7 protein-coding genes are annotated in these 14,847 nt (G+C 74.9%); 3 read left to right on the top strand and 4 right to left on the bottom strand.

Features of this window, described 5'->3' with window-relative positions:
• Window positions 1-18: 18 nt before the first annotated feature.
• Together HYQ63_RS23460 and HYQ63_RS23455 are read right to left on the bottom strand one after the other, a co-directional pair.
• Window positions 19-1,962 (bottom strand): ATP-binding SpoIIE family protein phosphatase, encoded by a 1,944-nt coding sequence (locus HYQ63_RS23460; RefSeq protein ID WP_179935733.1) that lies wholly within the window; start codon window positions 1,960-1,962, stop codon window positions 19-21.
• Between the two features lie 235 nt (window positions 1,963-2,197).
• Entirely contained in the window at window positions 2,198-3,568 is a 1,371-nt protein-coding gene (locus tag HYQ63_RS23455; RefSeq protein WP_179935732.1) for an NAD(P)/FAD-dependent oxidoreductase, read from the bottom strand.
• 306 nt (window positions 3,569-3,874) lie between these two features.
• Here HYQ63_RS23455 and HYQ63_RS23450 point away from each other — a divergent pair, with 306 nt between their 5' ends.
• The gene (locus tag HYQ63_RS23450; protein ID WP_179935731.1) at window positions 3,875-4,672 is read left to right on the top strand and encodes a TetR/AcrR family transcriptional regulator; all 798 of its coding nucleotides are present in this window, start codon (window positions 3,875-3,877) and stop codon (window positions 4,670-4,672) included.
• Window positions 4,673-4,871: 199 nt separating this feature from the next.
• Here HYQ63_RS23450 and HYQ63_RS23445 read toward each other — a convergent pair whose 3' ends face one another.
• Together HYQ63_RS23445 and HYQ63_RS23440 are read right to left on the bottom strand one after the other, a co-directional pair.
• Entirely contained in the window at window positions 4,872-8,576 is a 3,705-nt protein-coding gene (locus tag HYQ63_RS23445) for a BTAD domain-containing putative transcriptional regulator (protein ID WP_257232034.1), read from the bottom strand.
• 223 nt (window positions 8,577-8,799) lie between these two features.
• Window positions 8,800-10,887, bottom strand: coding sequence for an asparagine synthase-related protein (locus tag HYQ63_RS23440; RefSeq protein ID WP_179935730.1), 2,088 nt, complete (start codon window positions 10,885-10,887; stop codon window positions 8,800-8,802).
• Between the two features lie 915 nt (window positions 10,888-11,802).
• Between HYQ63_RS23440 and HYQ63_RS23435 the strand changes: the two genes are divergently transcribed.
• Both HYQ63_RS23435 and lhgO read left to right on the top strand, forming a co-directional pair.
• On the top strand, window positions 11,803-13,269 hold the full coding sequence (locus HYQ63_RS23435; protein ID WP_179935729.1) for an MFS transporter: 1,467 nt from the start codon (window positions 11,803-11,805) through the stop codon (window positions 13,267-13,269).
• Window positions 13,270-13,481: 212 nt separating this feature from the next.
• Window positions 13,482-14,687 (top strand): L-2-hydroxyglutarate oxidase, encoded by a 1,206-nt coding sequence (lhgO, locus tag HYQ63_RS23430; protein ID WP_179935728.1) that lies wholly within the window; start codon window positions 13,482-13,484, stop codon window positions 14,685-14,687.
• Window positions 14,688-14,847 lie beyond the last annotated feature (160 nt).

Raw genomic sequence — 14,847 nt, 5'->3', positions numbered from 1 at the left:
CCCTTTCCGCCGGAGGTCTTACGGGTCTCCGGCGGGGAGGGCGAATTCGCACCACACCGCCTTTCCGCCGCCGGGCGTGCGGCGTGAGCCCCAGGAGGAAGCGATGGTCGCGACGATCGAGATGCCGCGGCCGGCCTCGTCGACCGGTTCGGCCCGGCGGCGGCGCGGCAGATGGTCGTCGCCGTCGGTCACCTCGATGATCAGCCGCCGGTCGGTGCGGCGCAGCCGCAGCCGCATCGGGGGCGTGCCGTGCTGGAGGGAGTTGGCGACCAGCTCGCTGGCCGCGAGCACGCCCAGGTCGCGCAGCTCCATGGGGAAGCGCCAGCTGGCGAGGACGCCGGAGGCGAAAGCCCGGGCGCGCGGGGCCGCTTCCACGCCGCCGAGGAGTTCGAGGGCGGCGTTGTGGAACAGCTCGGCGTCATGGCCGGTGCGGGCGGGGTGCTGGAGGACCAGCACAGCGACGTCGTCGTCGTGCGCCGCGGTGATGCCGAGCGCCCGGATGAGGCGGTCGCACATCACCTGGGGCGTGCCGGTCGCGCCCGCGAAGACCCGTTCGAGGGCGGCGACGCCGTCGTAGATGTCCTTGTCGCGCCGCTCCACCAGGCCGTCGGTGTACAGGACGGCGCTGGCGCCGGGGCCGAGCGGGACGGAGCCGGAGGTGTGCAGCCAGCCTCCGGTGCCCAGCGGTGGGCCAGTGGGTTCGGCGGCGCGGCGCACGGTGCCGTCCGGGTCGCGGACCAGGATCGGCAGATGGCCCGCGGAGGCGTAGACGAGGCGGCTCTCGTTGGGGTCGTGGACGGCGTAGACGCAGGTGGCGATCTGGTTGGCGTCGATCTCGGCGGCCAGTCCGTCGAGGAGCTGGAGCACCTCGTGCGGCGGCAGGTCGAGGCGGGCGTACGCGCGGACGGCGGTGCGCAGCTGGCCCATCACGGCGGCGGCGCGGACGCCGCGCCCCATGACGTCGCCGATGACGAGGGCGGTGCGGCCGCCGCCGAGGGTGATGACGTCGTACCAGTCGCCGCCGACCGCCGCGTCCTTGCCGCCGGGCTGGTAGGTGGCGGCGACGCGCAGGTCGTCGGGTTGTTCGAGCTCCTGGGGGAGGAGGCTGCGCTGGAGAGTGACGGCGGCCTCGCGCTGGAGCCGCTCGCTGGCGCGCAGCCGCTCGGCGGACTCGACCTGGTCGGTGACGTCGGCGCCGAAGACGAGGACGCCGCGCACCGGTTCGGCGGCGTCCTCGGTGCCGGTCGCGATGGTCTGCGCGGCCGCGGCCGCGACGAGGGCGGGCGCGTCGGGGACCGCCGGCTCGGGGACGGCCCCGTCGTGGGCGGGCGCGGGCACGGGGTCGGGCGCGCGGGCCGGATCGGGGGCCGGGGCGGCCATCTCGATGGGCGAGCAGGTGAAGGTGTAATACCCGTGCCGGGACCGGCCGGTGGCCGTGGCGGCCGCCTCGGGCTCGGCGTCGGTGCCCGCCGCGGGCCCGGACCCGGGCTCGGGTGCCGCGGGGACGCGCCGCGCCTTGACCGTACGGGGCGTGCCGCTGCGCAGGACCTGGTCCATGAGCGGCAGCAGGCCCAGCTCACGCAGCTCGGGCAGGGCCTGACCGGCGGGGACGCCGCGGGTGCGGTGGCCGAACAGGTCGGCGTAGGCCTCGTTGACGTAGGCGATGCGGTGCTCGGGGCCGTACACCACCGCGACCAGGGCCGGGACCTGGCCGAGGACGTCGTGGACGGACAGCCCGTCGAGGGTCGGGACGGCGGCGGGCGGCGGGATGTCGGGGGCGGCGTCGGGCGCTCCCGGCTGCGGCGGCTCGCCGGCGGCGGAGGGGTCGGTGCGCTCACCGCGGGCGGCCGGGACGGAGCCGCCGGCCGCTGCGGGCTGCGGACGCCGCGCGGCACGGTCGGACCGCGCGGCGGTGCGTCGCTGCGTACGGGGGAGCCGGGCGCTCCAGCGCGTGAAGTTCACTGCGGATTACCTCGTGGGGTGGTGGCTGAGCAGCGCGCCGGCGCGGGATCGGGGAGAGGGATGCGGGTGCGGGGGACGGCCCCCGGGGGAATGCAGCAAACTTCCGAATCCTCGCGATTGTCACTCTTTGCAGATACGAGCCCACCCATGGTCACACGTCCAGTGTGGCCGACCGGACTGACATCCGTGAGACGCCGATCGTGGGAGGGGAGTTCCCGGCTCCGCCCCGGCGGGGTCAACTGGCTTCGGGATGGCGTCCGGTGTCCGCGGCGAGCTTGAACTCCGCGCGCGGGTTCTCCAGCGATCCGAGCGAGACGATCTCGCGTTTGAACAGCCCGGACAGGATCCATTCGGCCAGCACCCGCGCCTTGCGGTTGAAGGTCGGCACCCGGCTGAGGTGGTAGACGCGGTGCATGAACCAGGCCGGGTAGCCCTTCGCCTTGCGGCCGTAGAGGTGCGCGACGCCCCGGTGGAGGCCGAGGGAGGCCACGGAGCCGACGTATTTGTGCTCGTAGTCCGTGAGGGGGCGGCCGTCGAGCGAGGCGAGCAGGTTCTCGGCGAGGACCTTGGCCTGGCGGACGGCGTGCTGGGCGTTGGGGGCGCATACGGCGCCGGGCTCGGCCGCCGTACGGTCCGGCACGGACGCGGCGTCCCCGGCGGCCCAGGCGTGCTCCACCCCGTCCACCTGGAGCGCCGCGGTGCAGGTGAGGCGGCCGCGGTCATTCAGCGGGAGGTCGGTGGCGGCGAGGATGGGCGACGGTTTGACGCCCGCGGTCCACACGAGGGTGCGGGTGGGGAAGCGCGAGCCGTCACTCAGTACGGCGATCCGGTCCTGGCAGGAGTCGAGGCGGGTTTCCAGCCGTACGTCGATGTTGCGGCTGCGCAGCTCGCGGACCGCGTACGTGCCCATCTCCTCGCCGACCTCCGGGAGGATCCGGTTGGTGGCCTCGACGAGGATCCACTTCAGGTCCTCGGGCGCGATGTTGTGGTAGTAGCGAACCGCGTACCGGGCCATGTCCTCCAGTTCGCCGAGAGCCTCGACGCCCGCGTATCCGCCGCCGACGAACACGAAGGTCAGCGCGGCGTCGCGGACGTCGGGGTCGCGGGTGGAGGACGCGATGTCGAGCTGTTCGAGGACGTGGTTGCGCAGCCCGATGGCCTCTTCGACGGTCTTGAAGCCGATGCCGGTCTCGGCGAGGCCGGGGACCGGGAGGGTGCGGGAGACGGATCCGGGCGCCAGCACCAGCTCGTCGTAGTGGACCTCGATCGAGCCGGTGCCCTCCTCCTCGGTGGCGAGGGTTCTGATGGTCGCGGTGCGTTTGCCGTGGTGGATCGCGGTCGCCTCGCCGATGATGACCTGGCAGTCGCCGAGGACGCGACGCAGCGGCACCACGACGTGGCGGGGCGAGATCGACCCGGCCGCGGCCTCCGGCAGGAACGGCTGGTAGGTCATATACGGCTCGGGGTCGACCACGATGACCTGTACGGCGCCGTGCCTCAGCTCCCGCTTGAGCTTCCGCTGGAGGCGCAGCGCGGTGTACATCCCGACGTAGCCGCCGCCGACAACGAGAATGCGCGCTGGTTCCTTCACCCTCCCATGAGGCATCCGCGACCGCGGTTTGTCCACAGCCCCGACGAATTGTGTGACCGGAGGTCCGAAGGTGCCCCGAGGCCGGACCATGGCGCCGAGTGGGGAATATGCGCAGGTCAGGCCATGGTCACGGGGGGCGGGACGGCCTGGGAGGCGGGGTGAGGTGGCCTGGTGGTCCGGTTGGGGGACGGTCTGTCCCGACCTACCCTCTTCATTCTTGACCTGGGCTCAACTATGTTCGTACTTCGTCGGGGTCGTGACTGCCTCGACTGACAGGGCGGGGAGTCTCCGGGGGGAGACGTCATTACCGGGGGATCACTTATGCACCTTCAGGGTTCGGCATGGTCCGCAGCCGTCGCATCGTCGGACGGGAACGGCGGCCGGAGCACTCCGCTGCGCGTGGACGCGCAGCGCAATCTGGAACACGTCCTGCGGGCGGCGCGCGAGGTCTTCGGTGAGCTGGGGTACGGGGCTCCGATGGAGGACGTCGCGCGGCGGGCGCGGGTCGGGGTGGGCACCGTCTACCGGCGGTTCCCCAGCAAGGACGTCCTCGTCCGCCGCATAGCGGAGGAGGAGACGGCGAGGCTGACCGATCAGGCCCGGGCGGCGCTCGGGCAGGAGAACGAGCCGTGGTCCGCGCTGGCCCGGTTCCTGCGCACCTCGGTGGCGTCCGGCGCGGGCCGGCTGCTGCCCCCGCAGGTGCTGCGGGTCGGGGTCGACACGGAGCCGGAGATCCGGGTTCCGCAGCAGCGGCAGGTGGCGTTAGCGGGCCCGGCGCAGCCGGCCGGTGTGGTGCCGTCGGGCGGTGCGCTGCCGTCCGGTGGTGCGCTGCCGTCGGCCGGTACCGCGCAGCCGGAGCTGCGGCTGGTCGAAGAGCCGGGCGTGCCGCAGGACGAGCCGGACGACGCGGGGGCGGCAGCGCTGCTCCAGGTCGTCGGGCAACTGGTGGAGCGGGCGCGGGCGGCGGGCGAGCTGCGCCCGGACGTGACGGTCGCCGATGTGCTGCTGGTGATCGCCACGGCCGCGCCGTCGCTGCCGGACGCGGCGCAGCAGGCCGCGGCGTCGGCCCGGCTGCTGGACATCCTGCTGGACGGGCTGCGGTCGCGGCCGGTGGGGTGACCGGGGGGAGCCACCTTCTGGTCGATCTTCTGATCGGTTCCTGATCGATCCGTTCGCCGGGTGCGTGCTGCCCGGCGGACGGCCGGCTCTTGAGGGACGCGGTCCGGGGTTCGCTCCTGCGTTTCGGGTTCGTGGTGCGCGTTTTCCCCGTGCGGGTGAACGTATGCGCCGCCGTTCCGGAAGGTCCTGGGCGCTCGGGTCAGCGTGCGGCCTCGGCGTCGGCGTCGCATGGGGCCAGGACCTCGTCGAACAGGGCTATGGCCGCCTCGGCGGTCAGGGCCGTGGCCTGGTCGCGCAGTTTCCCGGCCGCGGCGGGGCCCAGCACCGCGGCCGCCCGCGCCTCGGTCTCCCGGGTCTCCGCGAGCGCCAGCGGGGTGCGCGGCAGCCGCCCGCGCCAGCCGCCGGCCGCACCCAGCAGCCGGACGGCGAGCCGTTCGTGTCCGTGCCGCACCAGGATGTGCGCGGCCGACTCCGCCTGCTGGGCGAGCAGCGCCTCCGTACAGCCCACCTCGACGCCCTTGCGCAGGGTGTCGCGCAGCATGCGCAGTCCGCCCCACGGATCGCCCTCCTCGGCGCTGATCCGGCCCTCCAGCCCCTGGAGCACGACCGAGAACAGCGGGGGCGGGGTCGCTTTCGCCGCCCGCCGCCGGGCGTCCTCGCAGCACGCCCGCGCCGCCGCCGGATCGCCGCGCAGCAGCTCGATGTGGCTGCGCAACGAACCGTTGAAGGCCTGGACGTCCAAGACGCCCCAGCGCTCGGCCTCCTGCTCGGACTGGTCCAGCAGCTTCACCGCGCCCTCGATGTCACCGGAGTTGAGGGCGAGGTCGGCCAGCCGGGTGATGAGGAACGGCACCTCGGTGTGCGCGCCGATCTCCCGGGCCAGCCGCTGCGCCTCCTCGAAGGCGGCCCGCGCCTCGGTGAGCCGCCCGCGCAGCGTGGCCATCTCGCCCCCGGCGCTCTCCACCTGGGCGAGCATCCAGCGGTCGCCGACGCGGGTGCTCAGCTCGCGCAGCTTGGCGTAGTCCGCTTCGGCGCGCTCCATGCCGCTCGACGTGTCGATGGAGAGGTGCATACGGAACATCAGCGCGACGCCGTGTGACCAGTCGTCGCCGTACTCGCGGCAGTTGACCACCGCCTCGCCCATCAGGGGGAGCACCGCGGTGTGACCGTCGAGGATGTACCCGGCGAACGGCCACAGCAGACCGGGGAAGCGGGCGCTGCGCGGGCCCGGATGGCTGTCGTAGGCGTCCCGGATGCGCTGGGCGATCAGCCGTGTCCCGGGGTCCTTCACGTCCGGGCTGTGACCGGTGTCGGCGAGCATGAAGAACCGCAGCAGCCTCAGGTCCATGGCGTGCCAGTAGCGGGTGGCGACGGGGTCGTCGCCGTCGATGCCGTCCGGGGCGGGTGGCGGGACGTCCCCCGCCGGGCCGTCGTGCCCTTCGCCGTCCTGTGCGCCGTGCGGGCCGCGGCCGAGGGACAGGGCCCGGTCGGCCCAGGCGGCGCCCTCGTCGCGGTAGTTGCGCAGCCACCAGAACCAGCCCATCGCGAGGATGATCGCGAACGCGGTGTCCTCGTCGCGGGCGGTCAGGGAGCGGTGCAGGGCGGCCCGGATGTTGTCGAGGTCGGTCTCGACGCGGCGCAGCCAGGGCAGCTGTTCGGCGGAGCGCAGCCGCGGCTCGGCGGCGCGCGCGAAGTCCCGGAAGTGGGCGATGTGCCGGGCCGAGGCGGCGGCGTGGTCGGCCCGGGCGGCGGCGTCCTCGGCGGCGCGCTCGCTGACGTACTCGTGGATCGTCTCCAGCATGCGGTAGCGGGCCTCCCCCATCGGCCCGCCCATCGGCCCGCCCGCCGAACCGCCCGCCGTCTCGTCCGCCCCCTCGGCCGACTCCACCGCGGTCCGGGCACCCGGCGGGTGGTCCACGGCCAGCAGGGACTTGTCCGCCAGCGCCCCGAGCAGGTCGAGCACCTCCGGGGGCGCGATGGGGGCGCCGGAGTGCGCGGGAGCGTGCGCAGGGGCGTATGCCCCGGCGCGTATGTCCTCACGCCCCGGCGCGTCCGCACAGACCGCCTCCGCCGCGGCCAGGCCCCATCCGCCCGCGAAGACCGACGCCCGGCGCAGCACGGTGCGTTCCCGCTCGTCCAGCAGGTCCCAGGACCAGTCGACCACCGCCCGCAGGGTCTGCTGGCGCGGCAGGGCGGTCCTGCTGCCGTTGGTCAGCAGGTGGAACCGGTCGTCGAGACGGTCGGCGATCTGCCGCGGGGTCAGCAGCCGCAGCCGGGCCGCGGCCAGCTCGATCGCCAATGGCAGTCCGTCGAGGCGGCGGCAGATCTCCGCGACCGCCGCCGCCGTGTCCGGGTCCCCGGCCGGGTCGAAGCCGGGCCGTACGGTCGCGGCGCGCTCGGCGAACAGCTGGTGGGCGGGGGCGGGCGGCAGCGGTTCGACGGGCCGTACGGTCTCGCCGGGCACGCCCAGCGGCTCCCGGCTGGTGGCCAGCACGGTCACGCCCGGGCAGCGCGCCAGCAGCGTCTCGGTGAGCCGGGCCACGGTGTCGATGACGTGCTCGCAGTTGTCGAGCAGGAGCAGCAGACGGCGGTCGGTGCAGTACTCGACCAGGCGGGTGGCCGGTTCGACGGGGTCCGCCCCGCCGGTCCGGCCTTCGAGCCCGGAGGCGAGCAGCGTCGTCTCGCGGCGGCCGACGGCGCTCAGGACGGCGCCGGGTACGGCGGAGGAGTCGTCCAGCGAGGCGAGTTCGACGACCCAGACGCCGTCCGGATAGGCGGCCGTCGCGGTCGCGGCGGTCTCCTCGGACAGCCGGGTCTTCCCGGAACCGCCCGGTCCGGTGAGCGTGACCAGCCGGGCACGGTCGAGGTCCCTGCGGAGGGCGCCGATCTCGCTCTGGCGGCCGACGAAGCTGGTGAGGCGGGCCCGGAGGTTGCCGGGCGGCACCGGGGGCGGGACGGGGCGCGGCTCCCGGTCGGGGGCCCGGTCGGGGGCCCGGTCCGAGGCACCGCGATCCGCAGCACGGTCGTCCGGGCTACGACCCGCGTCGCGGTCCCGATCGCGGTCCCGGTCACGGTCCCGGTCGCGGTCCGAAACACGGTCCGGGGCGCGGTCGGCGGCCGGTGATCCCGGCCGCGGCGGTGGCGGTGGCGTGGGGCCGGTCGGCGGCACCGGCCCGCCCAGCAGCAGTTGCCGGTGCAGCTCCCGCAGCTCCGCCCCCGGGTCGGTGCCGAGCCGGTCGGCGAGGAGTTCGCGGACCTCCTCGTACGCGGCGAGGGCGTCGGCCGAATGCCCGGCGGCCCGCAGCGCGCGGATCAGCTGCGCATGGAACGTTTCGTCGAGCGGATGGTCCGCGACCAGCTCGCGCAGCTCCGGAACGACGTCCGCCGGGCGGTCGCAGGCGAGGTCGGCGTCGATCCGGCGGTGCAGCGCCGCCAGCCGCAGCGCCTCGGCGCGGGCGGCGGCCGCGTCCCGCTCCGGCAGATCGGCGAGCGCCGGTCCGCGCCACAGCGCGAGCGCCCGCCGGAGCGTGGTGGCGGCCGTGTGCGGGTCACCGGCGTCGAGGGCGCGCATGCCGTCGTCGGCCAGCCGCTCGAAGTGCAGCAGGTCGACGTCGTCCCGGGGCGCGGCGGTCGCGAGCCGGTAGCCGCCGGGCGAGGAGACCACGGCCTCCCGTCCGATCGCCCGCCGCAACCGGCCCACCAGCGCCTGGAGCGCGGCGGGCGCGTCGTGCGGCGGGTCGGTGGCCCACACCTCGTCGATGAGGACGTCGACGGGTATGGGCCCGGGACGTGCGGCACGCAGGGCGAGCACGGCGAGCAGCGCACGGATCCGGGGGCCGCCGAGGGACAGCGGGTTGCCGTGTTCGTCGCGCGCTTCGGTGGTGCCGAGGATGAGATACCGCACGGCGGCCATTCTCCTAGGTTTGCCGTGGTAAGGGGACGCTCCACCGCGAGCGGGTCGCACACCCGCACGACCGCGCGGCGCGCCGCCGCGGCGCACCCCCGCCTCGTAGGGAGCCGATCGCGGCGTCCCGGCACCGCCCCGCGGGCCATCACGGCACGGGCCGTCACAGCACGAGCCGCCACAGCACGAGCCGCCACAGCACGGGCCGCCACAGCGTGGGCCGTCACAGCGTGGGCCGGGGCACCACTCCGCCCGCCACCGCGCGCTGGCGGGGGGCTGCCGTGCCGGTCCAGCAGGTGCCGCGGCGGGCGAGGAGGCGGCGGAGCCACACTTCGGTGGAGACCAGTTCGGCCAGGCCGTCCAGGGGCAGCCGTTCGCCCTCGGACGCCGCGCGCAGCGCCTTGCGGACGACGCGGGCCTCGATGAGTCCGGCGTCGGCCAGCAGCGGGGCGTCGAAGAGGGTGACGAGGTCGCCGAGCCAGGTGCGCAGGCCCGCCCGTACGGAGGCGGCGTGCGCGGCGTGGGAGGTGGCGCCCCAGCCGGTGGGGAGGTCGCGGATGCCCGCTCCGGCGAGGACGGTCCGCAGGACGGAGGCGCGCGCGCCGGGCTGGACGCGCAGGGCTTCGGGGAGCGCGCGGCAGGCCCGTACGACCTGGTTGTCGAGGAAGGGGGCGTGCAGGCGCTGGCTGCGCACCTCCGCGGCCTGTTCGAAGACGCGGTGGTCGGCGGCGTAGCGGGCGAGGGCGGCGTCGGCGCGGCGTTCGCCGGGGCGGCGCAGGAGGACGGGGCGCAGCGCCGCCTCTTCGAGGCGGACGGACACCTCGGCGAGGGCTTCGCCCGTGAGCCAGCGGGCGGCGGGGCCGGGGCGGCACCAGGCCAGCGAGGCGAGGGAGGCGGAGACGGCTCCGGCGGCAACGCCCGCGCCGTCGTCGGTGAAGCGGCGCTCCAGGAGGCGCGCGGCGGCTTCCTGCACGCCGTCCCGGTAGGAGGTGCGGGCCAGTCGGCGGGCGGCGCGGTAGACGGTGAAGGGGACGAAGAAGGAGTGGGCGTTGGGCCCGTCGGCCTTGGCGAGGGCGGTGGCGGGGCGCAGCAGATGGCGTCTGCGGCGGTCGAGCAGCAGGTCGGCGAGGCGGGCCGGGTGTGCGTCGAGCACCTGGCGGGCGCCGTGGCCGACGAAGTGGTCGGCGCTGCCCGCGGCGAGGCGGCGCCGGTGGCGTTCGGCGATGACGAGGGAGGGGCCGGGTTCGTCGGTGAGGGCGCCGATGTCGAGGGCGGCGTACGGGAGGGCCTCCTCGCCCCCGGCGACGACCACGTGGTGCAGCCGGGGGTTGGCGGCGATGGCGCCCGCGCGTTCCAGTTCGGCTTCGCGGCTGCGGGCGCCGCCGGTGGTGGCGAGGTCGTTGAAGGTGACGGCGAGCAGGCGTTCCCCGGCTTCGGTGCCGTGTCCGAGGAGGGTGCCGGGCATGCCGGGGAGACCCGCGGCGAGCAGCGCGAGCGTGGCGGAGGCGCTGCCTCCGGACAGGTCGGCGCCGATGCCGGGGGCCGGGGCGCCGCGGGCGGCGCGGCGTTCGGCGGGGCCCATGCCGGGGACGGGGCCGGGGTCGAGGCCGTCGGTGGCGGGGGCGTGGCGGGGTGCGGTGAGGCGGGCGCGTACGGCTTCCAGCAGGGCGTCCCGTACGCCTTCCACGGCGGTGTCCTGCTCGAGCGGGGGCGCGGCGACGGCGAGCGAGGCGGTGGGCTCGTAGCCGGTGATGTCGCGGGCGCCGTCGCGCAGGACGAGCGCGTGTCCGGGCGGCACCCGTCTGACGCCCATGTAGGGCGTGCCGTCGCCGACGGCCTCCGGGGAGTCGGGGCAGGCGAGCAGCGCGCCGAGGTGGCTGACGTCGAGCTGCGCCTCGATGAGGTCGGCGAGCGGGAGCGCGGCGGTGGCGTACGCGGTGCCGCCGGACCAGTCGGTGTGGAAGACGGGCCGGGCGCCGGCCAGGTCACCGGCGATGGTGATGCGGCGGCCGACCTGGGCGACGGCGGTGTAGCTGCCGGGCCAGGCGGTGAGGTGGCGCAGGGCGCCGCCGCGGGCGGCGAACAGGCCGACCCGCAGCTCCTCGTCGGTGGCGCCGCAGCAGCCGAAGACGGCGAGCCGGGTGAAGGGGTCGGCCTGGACGACGCGCACCTCGTCGGGCCGCCAGTCGCCGACCGCCCACAGCGGATCGGGGTCGGACCACAGGAGTTGGGCACCGACCGGCTGGATCGCACGGCCTTCCGGGGGGACCGGGCCGGATGCGGTACTGCTCCACCCCACCAACCACCGCATCGCCGCCTCCACAGGCTGTGGGCATCCAGGGCATCCAAGAAGTAGGTGCCATCATGCACAGCATGTTGACGGTTTCGACATCGAACCGGACAACTACGTGGATCTCTTGGATGTCCCTTGACCGCAGATGACCGCGGGAATCCCAGGAGTTGATCACACCGTGCGGCCCCCGCAGGCAGGCGTTCATAGGAAGCCCAGGAGGGAACCGTCACCGGTCACGACGCACCGTTCCGCCGTGGCCCATGCTGCCACGACTGGGGCGCACAACAGCGCAAGGACGCCGACGCGTGTACGAGAAGACGCCGACGCGCATGCGAGACCGCGCCGACGCGTCGACGAGAAGCCATGACCGCGCATACGAGAAGCCACCACCCCGTATACGAAGAGACGTCAACGCGGCTACGGGGAAAGGGGCTTCCCGCGCCGGGCCTCCCCCTCCCCGGCCCGCCGCGGGAGCCCGGTCCTGACGGGCGATATCCGGCCAATTTCGCCGTGGCGCGCTCGGCGGTCTTGCGGATGCCCCGCCATCCCCCGGACCGCCACGCGCCGTTCGCCGCCGCTCGCCTCCACGTCCTCCCAACACGACAGTCCGGGAGGCGGCTTCCGCCTCCCGGACCGTTCCGCCACCCGCGGGGAATGAGGCGGCGGCGTCCCCCAGCCCACTGGATCCAGTACAGCGGGCCGACCCACGCAGGTCCCATCGAAACGTTCTCGCCGGGACCGAGACAGAGCGCACACACGGGCGCACAGCCACACACACCGGGAGCACGCGTCACGCCCCGCACGCCCGTTCGTACAAGAATCTCGCCATCCGGGACACCACCTCTTAACGGTCGGGATGCGGCGAACTACGCTGGGTTTACGAATGCCCCGCGCCTATGCCGGGGCGGCCGTCGGTGCTGTCGAGGGGTGCGCATGTCCAGGGAGCCACGCGGGCCGAACGAGAAGCTCGGCACCGTTCTCGCCCTCGCTGGGATCAGCAATGCCGGGCTCGCGCGCAGAGTCAACGACCTCGGCGCCCAGCGTGGCCTGACCCTTCGCTACGACAAGACGTCCGTAGCGCGTTGGGTGTCCAAGGGCATGGTGCCCCAAGGCGCTGCGCCCCATCTGATTGCTGCCGCTATCGGGAGCAAACTCGGCCGCCCCGTCCCACTCCATGAGATCGGCCTCGCCGACGCCGATCCCGCCCCCGAGGTCGGGCTCGCGTTCCCGCGCGACATCGGCCAGGCCGTGCGCTCCGCGACCGAGTTGTACCGGCTTGATCTCGCGGGTCGGCGCGGCGGGGTGGGTATCTGGCAGAGCCTCGCCGGATCCTTCGCGGTCAGCGCGTACGCCACGCCCGCCTCCCGCTGGCTCATATCCCCGGCCGACACCTCGGTCGCGCGCGGGCCGGAGGACGCCGAGGACGCGGCCGCCGGTGCGGGCGCGAGCGGTACGGGCGGCAGCGGTGCCGACGCCTTACCGCAGCGCGTCGGCCACAGCGACGTCACCAAGCTGCGCGAGGCCGCCGAGGACGCGCGCCGCTGGGACTCCAAGTACGGCGGCGGCGACTGGCGTTCCTCCATGGTCCCCGAATGCCTCCGGGTCGACGCGGCACCGCTGCTGCTCGGCTCGTACAGCGACGAGGTCGGCCGCTCCCTCTTCGGCGCCACCGCCGAACTGACCCGGCTCGCCGGCTGGATGGCCTTCGACACCGGCCAGCAGGAGGCCGCACAGCGCTACTACATCCAGGCTCTGCGCCTCGCCCGCGCCGCCGCCGACGTCCCGCTCGGCGGCTACGTGCTGGCGTCGATGAGCCTCCAGGCCACCTACCGCGGCTTCGCCGACGAGGGTGTGGACCTCGCCCAGGCCGCCCTGGAGCGCAACCGCGGTCTGGCCACCGCCCGCACCATGAGCTTCTTCCGGCTGGTCGAGGCGCGCGCCCAGGCCAAGTCCGGGGACGGCCCGGCCTGCGGGGCGGCGCTGAAGTCCGCCGAGGGCTGGCTGGAGCGGTCCCGGGCGGGCGACCCCGACCCGTCCTGGCTCGACTTCTACAGCCACGAGCGGTTCGCGGCCGACGCCGCCGAGTGCTACCGCGACCTGCGGCTGCCGCGCCAGGTGCGGCGCTTCACCGAGCAGGCGCTGGCCCGGCCGACGGAGGAATTCGTACGGTCCCACGGGCTGCGGCTCGTCGTCTCCGCCGTGGCCGAACTGGAGTCCGGCAACCTGGACGCGGCGTGCGCGGCGGGCGCCCGGGCCGTGGAGGTCGCCAACCGCATCTCGTCCGCGCGTACCACGGAGTACGTACGTGATCTGATGCACCGCCTCGAGGCGTACCGGGACGAGCCGCGGGTGGCCGAGCTGCGGGAGCGGGCCCGGCCGCTGCTGGTGGCGCCGGCGTGAGGGGCTCCCTGCGGTGACGGCCCGGTATCGGTGACGGCCCGGTATCGGTGACCCTGGCGTGAGCTTCGGGCAAAGCCCGCGTGATCTTCACGTACCCGTCCGGATCCCAGGCGCCGCATGGGTTTCGGGCCGCTGTCAGTGGCGCAGGTCATGATAGGGATCGACGGTCGGGCGACCGGACGGTTGTGGTGGCGCGTGGGGAGGTGCATGGCGTGGCGGCGGTGGACTGCGACGTGCTGGTGATCGGGGGCGGGATCGTCGGCATGTCGACGGCGTATGCGATCACGCGCGCCGCGCCCGGCACCCGCGTGACCGTGCTGGAGAAGGAGGCGGGCCCGGCCCGCCACCAGACCGGGCGGAACAGCGGAGTGATCCACAGCGGGATCTACTACCGGCCGGGCTCGCTGAAGGCGCGGTTCGCGGTGCGCGGCGCGGCGGAGATGGTGAAGTTCTGCGCGGAGTACGGCATCCCCCATGAGGTCACGGGCAAGCTCATCGTCGCCACGGAGCGCTCCGAGCTGCCGCGGCTGCACGCCCTGGTCCAGCGCGGCCGGGAGAACGGGATCCCGGTGCGCGAGCTGGGCCCCGCCCAGATAGCGGAGTACGAGCCGTGGGTGCGCGGGCTCGCCGCGATCCACGTCGGGACGACGGGCGTGTGCGACTTCGGGGCGGTGGCGGCGCAGCTGGCCCGGCTGGCGCGGGACGCGGGGGCGTCCGTGCGGTACGGGGCGGGGGTGACCCGCATCGGCCGGCGCCCCACGGCGGTCGCGGTCCGCACGGCGGACGGCACGGTGCTGCGGGCGCGGGCCCTGGTCAACTGCGCGGGGCTCCAGTGCGACCGCGTGGCGCGGCTGGCGGGCGACGACCCGGGCATGCGGATCGTGCCCTTCCGCGGTGAGTACTTCGAGCTGACGCCGTCGCGTACGTCGCTGGTCAACGGCCTGGTCTACCCGGTGCCCGACCCCGCGTTCCCGTTCCTCGGCGTCCATCTGACCCGCGGCATCGACGGCGGCGTCCACATCGGGCCCAACGCGGTGCCCGCCCTCGCCCGCGAGGGATACGCCTGGCGCACCATCCGCCCGCGCGAGCTGGCCGGGACGCTGGCGTACCCCGGCGCCTGGCGGATAGCCCGCCGCCACTGGCGGTACGGGGCGGGCGAGCTGCGCCGCTCCCTCTCCAAGCGCGCCTTCACCGACGCCGTCCGCCGACTGCTGCCGGACGTGACGCCCGACGACCTGATAGCCGCCCCGGCCGGGGTGCGCGCCCAGGCGGTGCTGCCGGACGGCACGCTCGTGGACGACTTCCTGATCTCGCAGTCGCCCCGCGTCGTCCACGTCCTCAACGCCCCCTCCCCCGCCGCCACCGCCTCCCTCCCCATCGGCCGCGAGGTGGCCCGGCGAGTGCTGGAAGCGCTGTGAGCGGTCCCACGCCCACCGCCACCCGATAGCGGGGCGCGCCCGCCCCCACACCCCGCGGCGGGGTGCCCGCCGGGCACGGCGCCGACCCGGCGCCCCGTCCGCAGGCCCCCGAGCGGCCCTCCCAACGGGGCGCCCGGCCCCGCTCGCGCCGTGGGCCCTG

This window comes from Streptomyces sp. Rer75, assembly GCF_013414305.1.
Lineage (GTDB): Bacteria > Actinomycetota > Actinomycetes > Streptomycetales > Streptomycetaceae > Streptomyces > Streptomyces himastatinicus.
The sequence above is the reverse complement of the archived record's forward strand: the minus strand, read 5'-3'. Positions and strand labels throughout refer to the sequence as shown.

Coding starts and splice junctions, on each gene's coding strand:
- HYQ63_RS23435 (WP_179935729.1), top strand. CDS start 11,803: ATGTCCAGGGAGCCACGCGGGCCGAACGAGAAGCTCGGCACCGTTCTC.
- HYQ63_RS23450 (WP_179935731.1), top strand. CDS start 3,875: ATGCACCTTCAGGGTTCGGCATGGTCCGCAGCCGTCGCATCGTCGGAC.
- HYQ63_RS23440 (WP_179935730.1), bottom strand. CDS start 10,887: ATGCGGTGGTTGGTGGGGTGGAGCAGTACCGCATCCGGCCCGGTCCCC.
- HYQ63_RS23455 (WP_179935732.1), bottom strand. CDS start 3,568: ATGCCTCATGGGAGGGTGAAGGAACCAGCGCGCATTCTCGTTGTCGGC.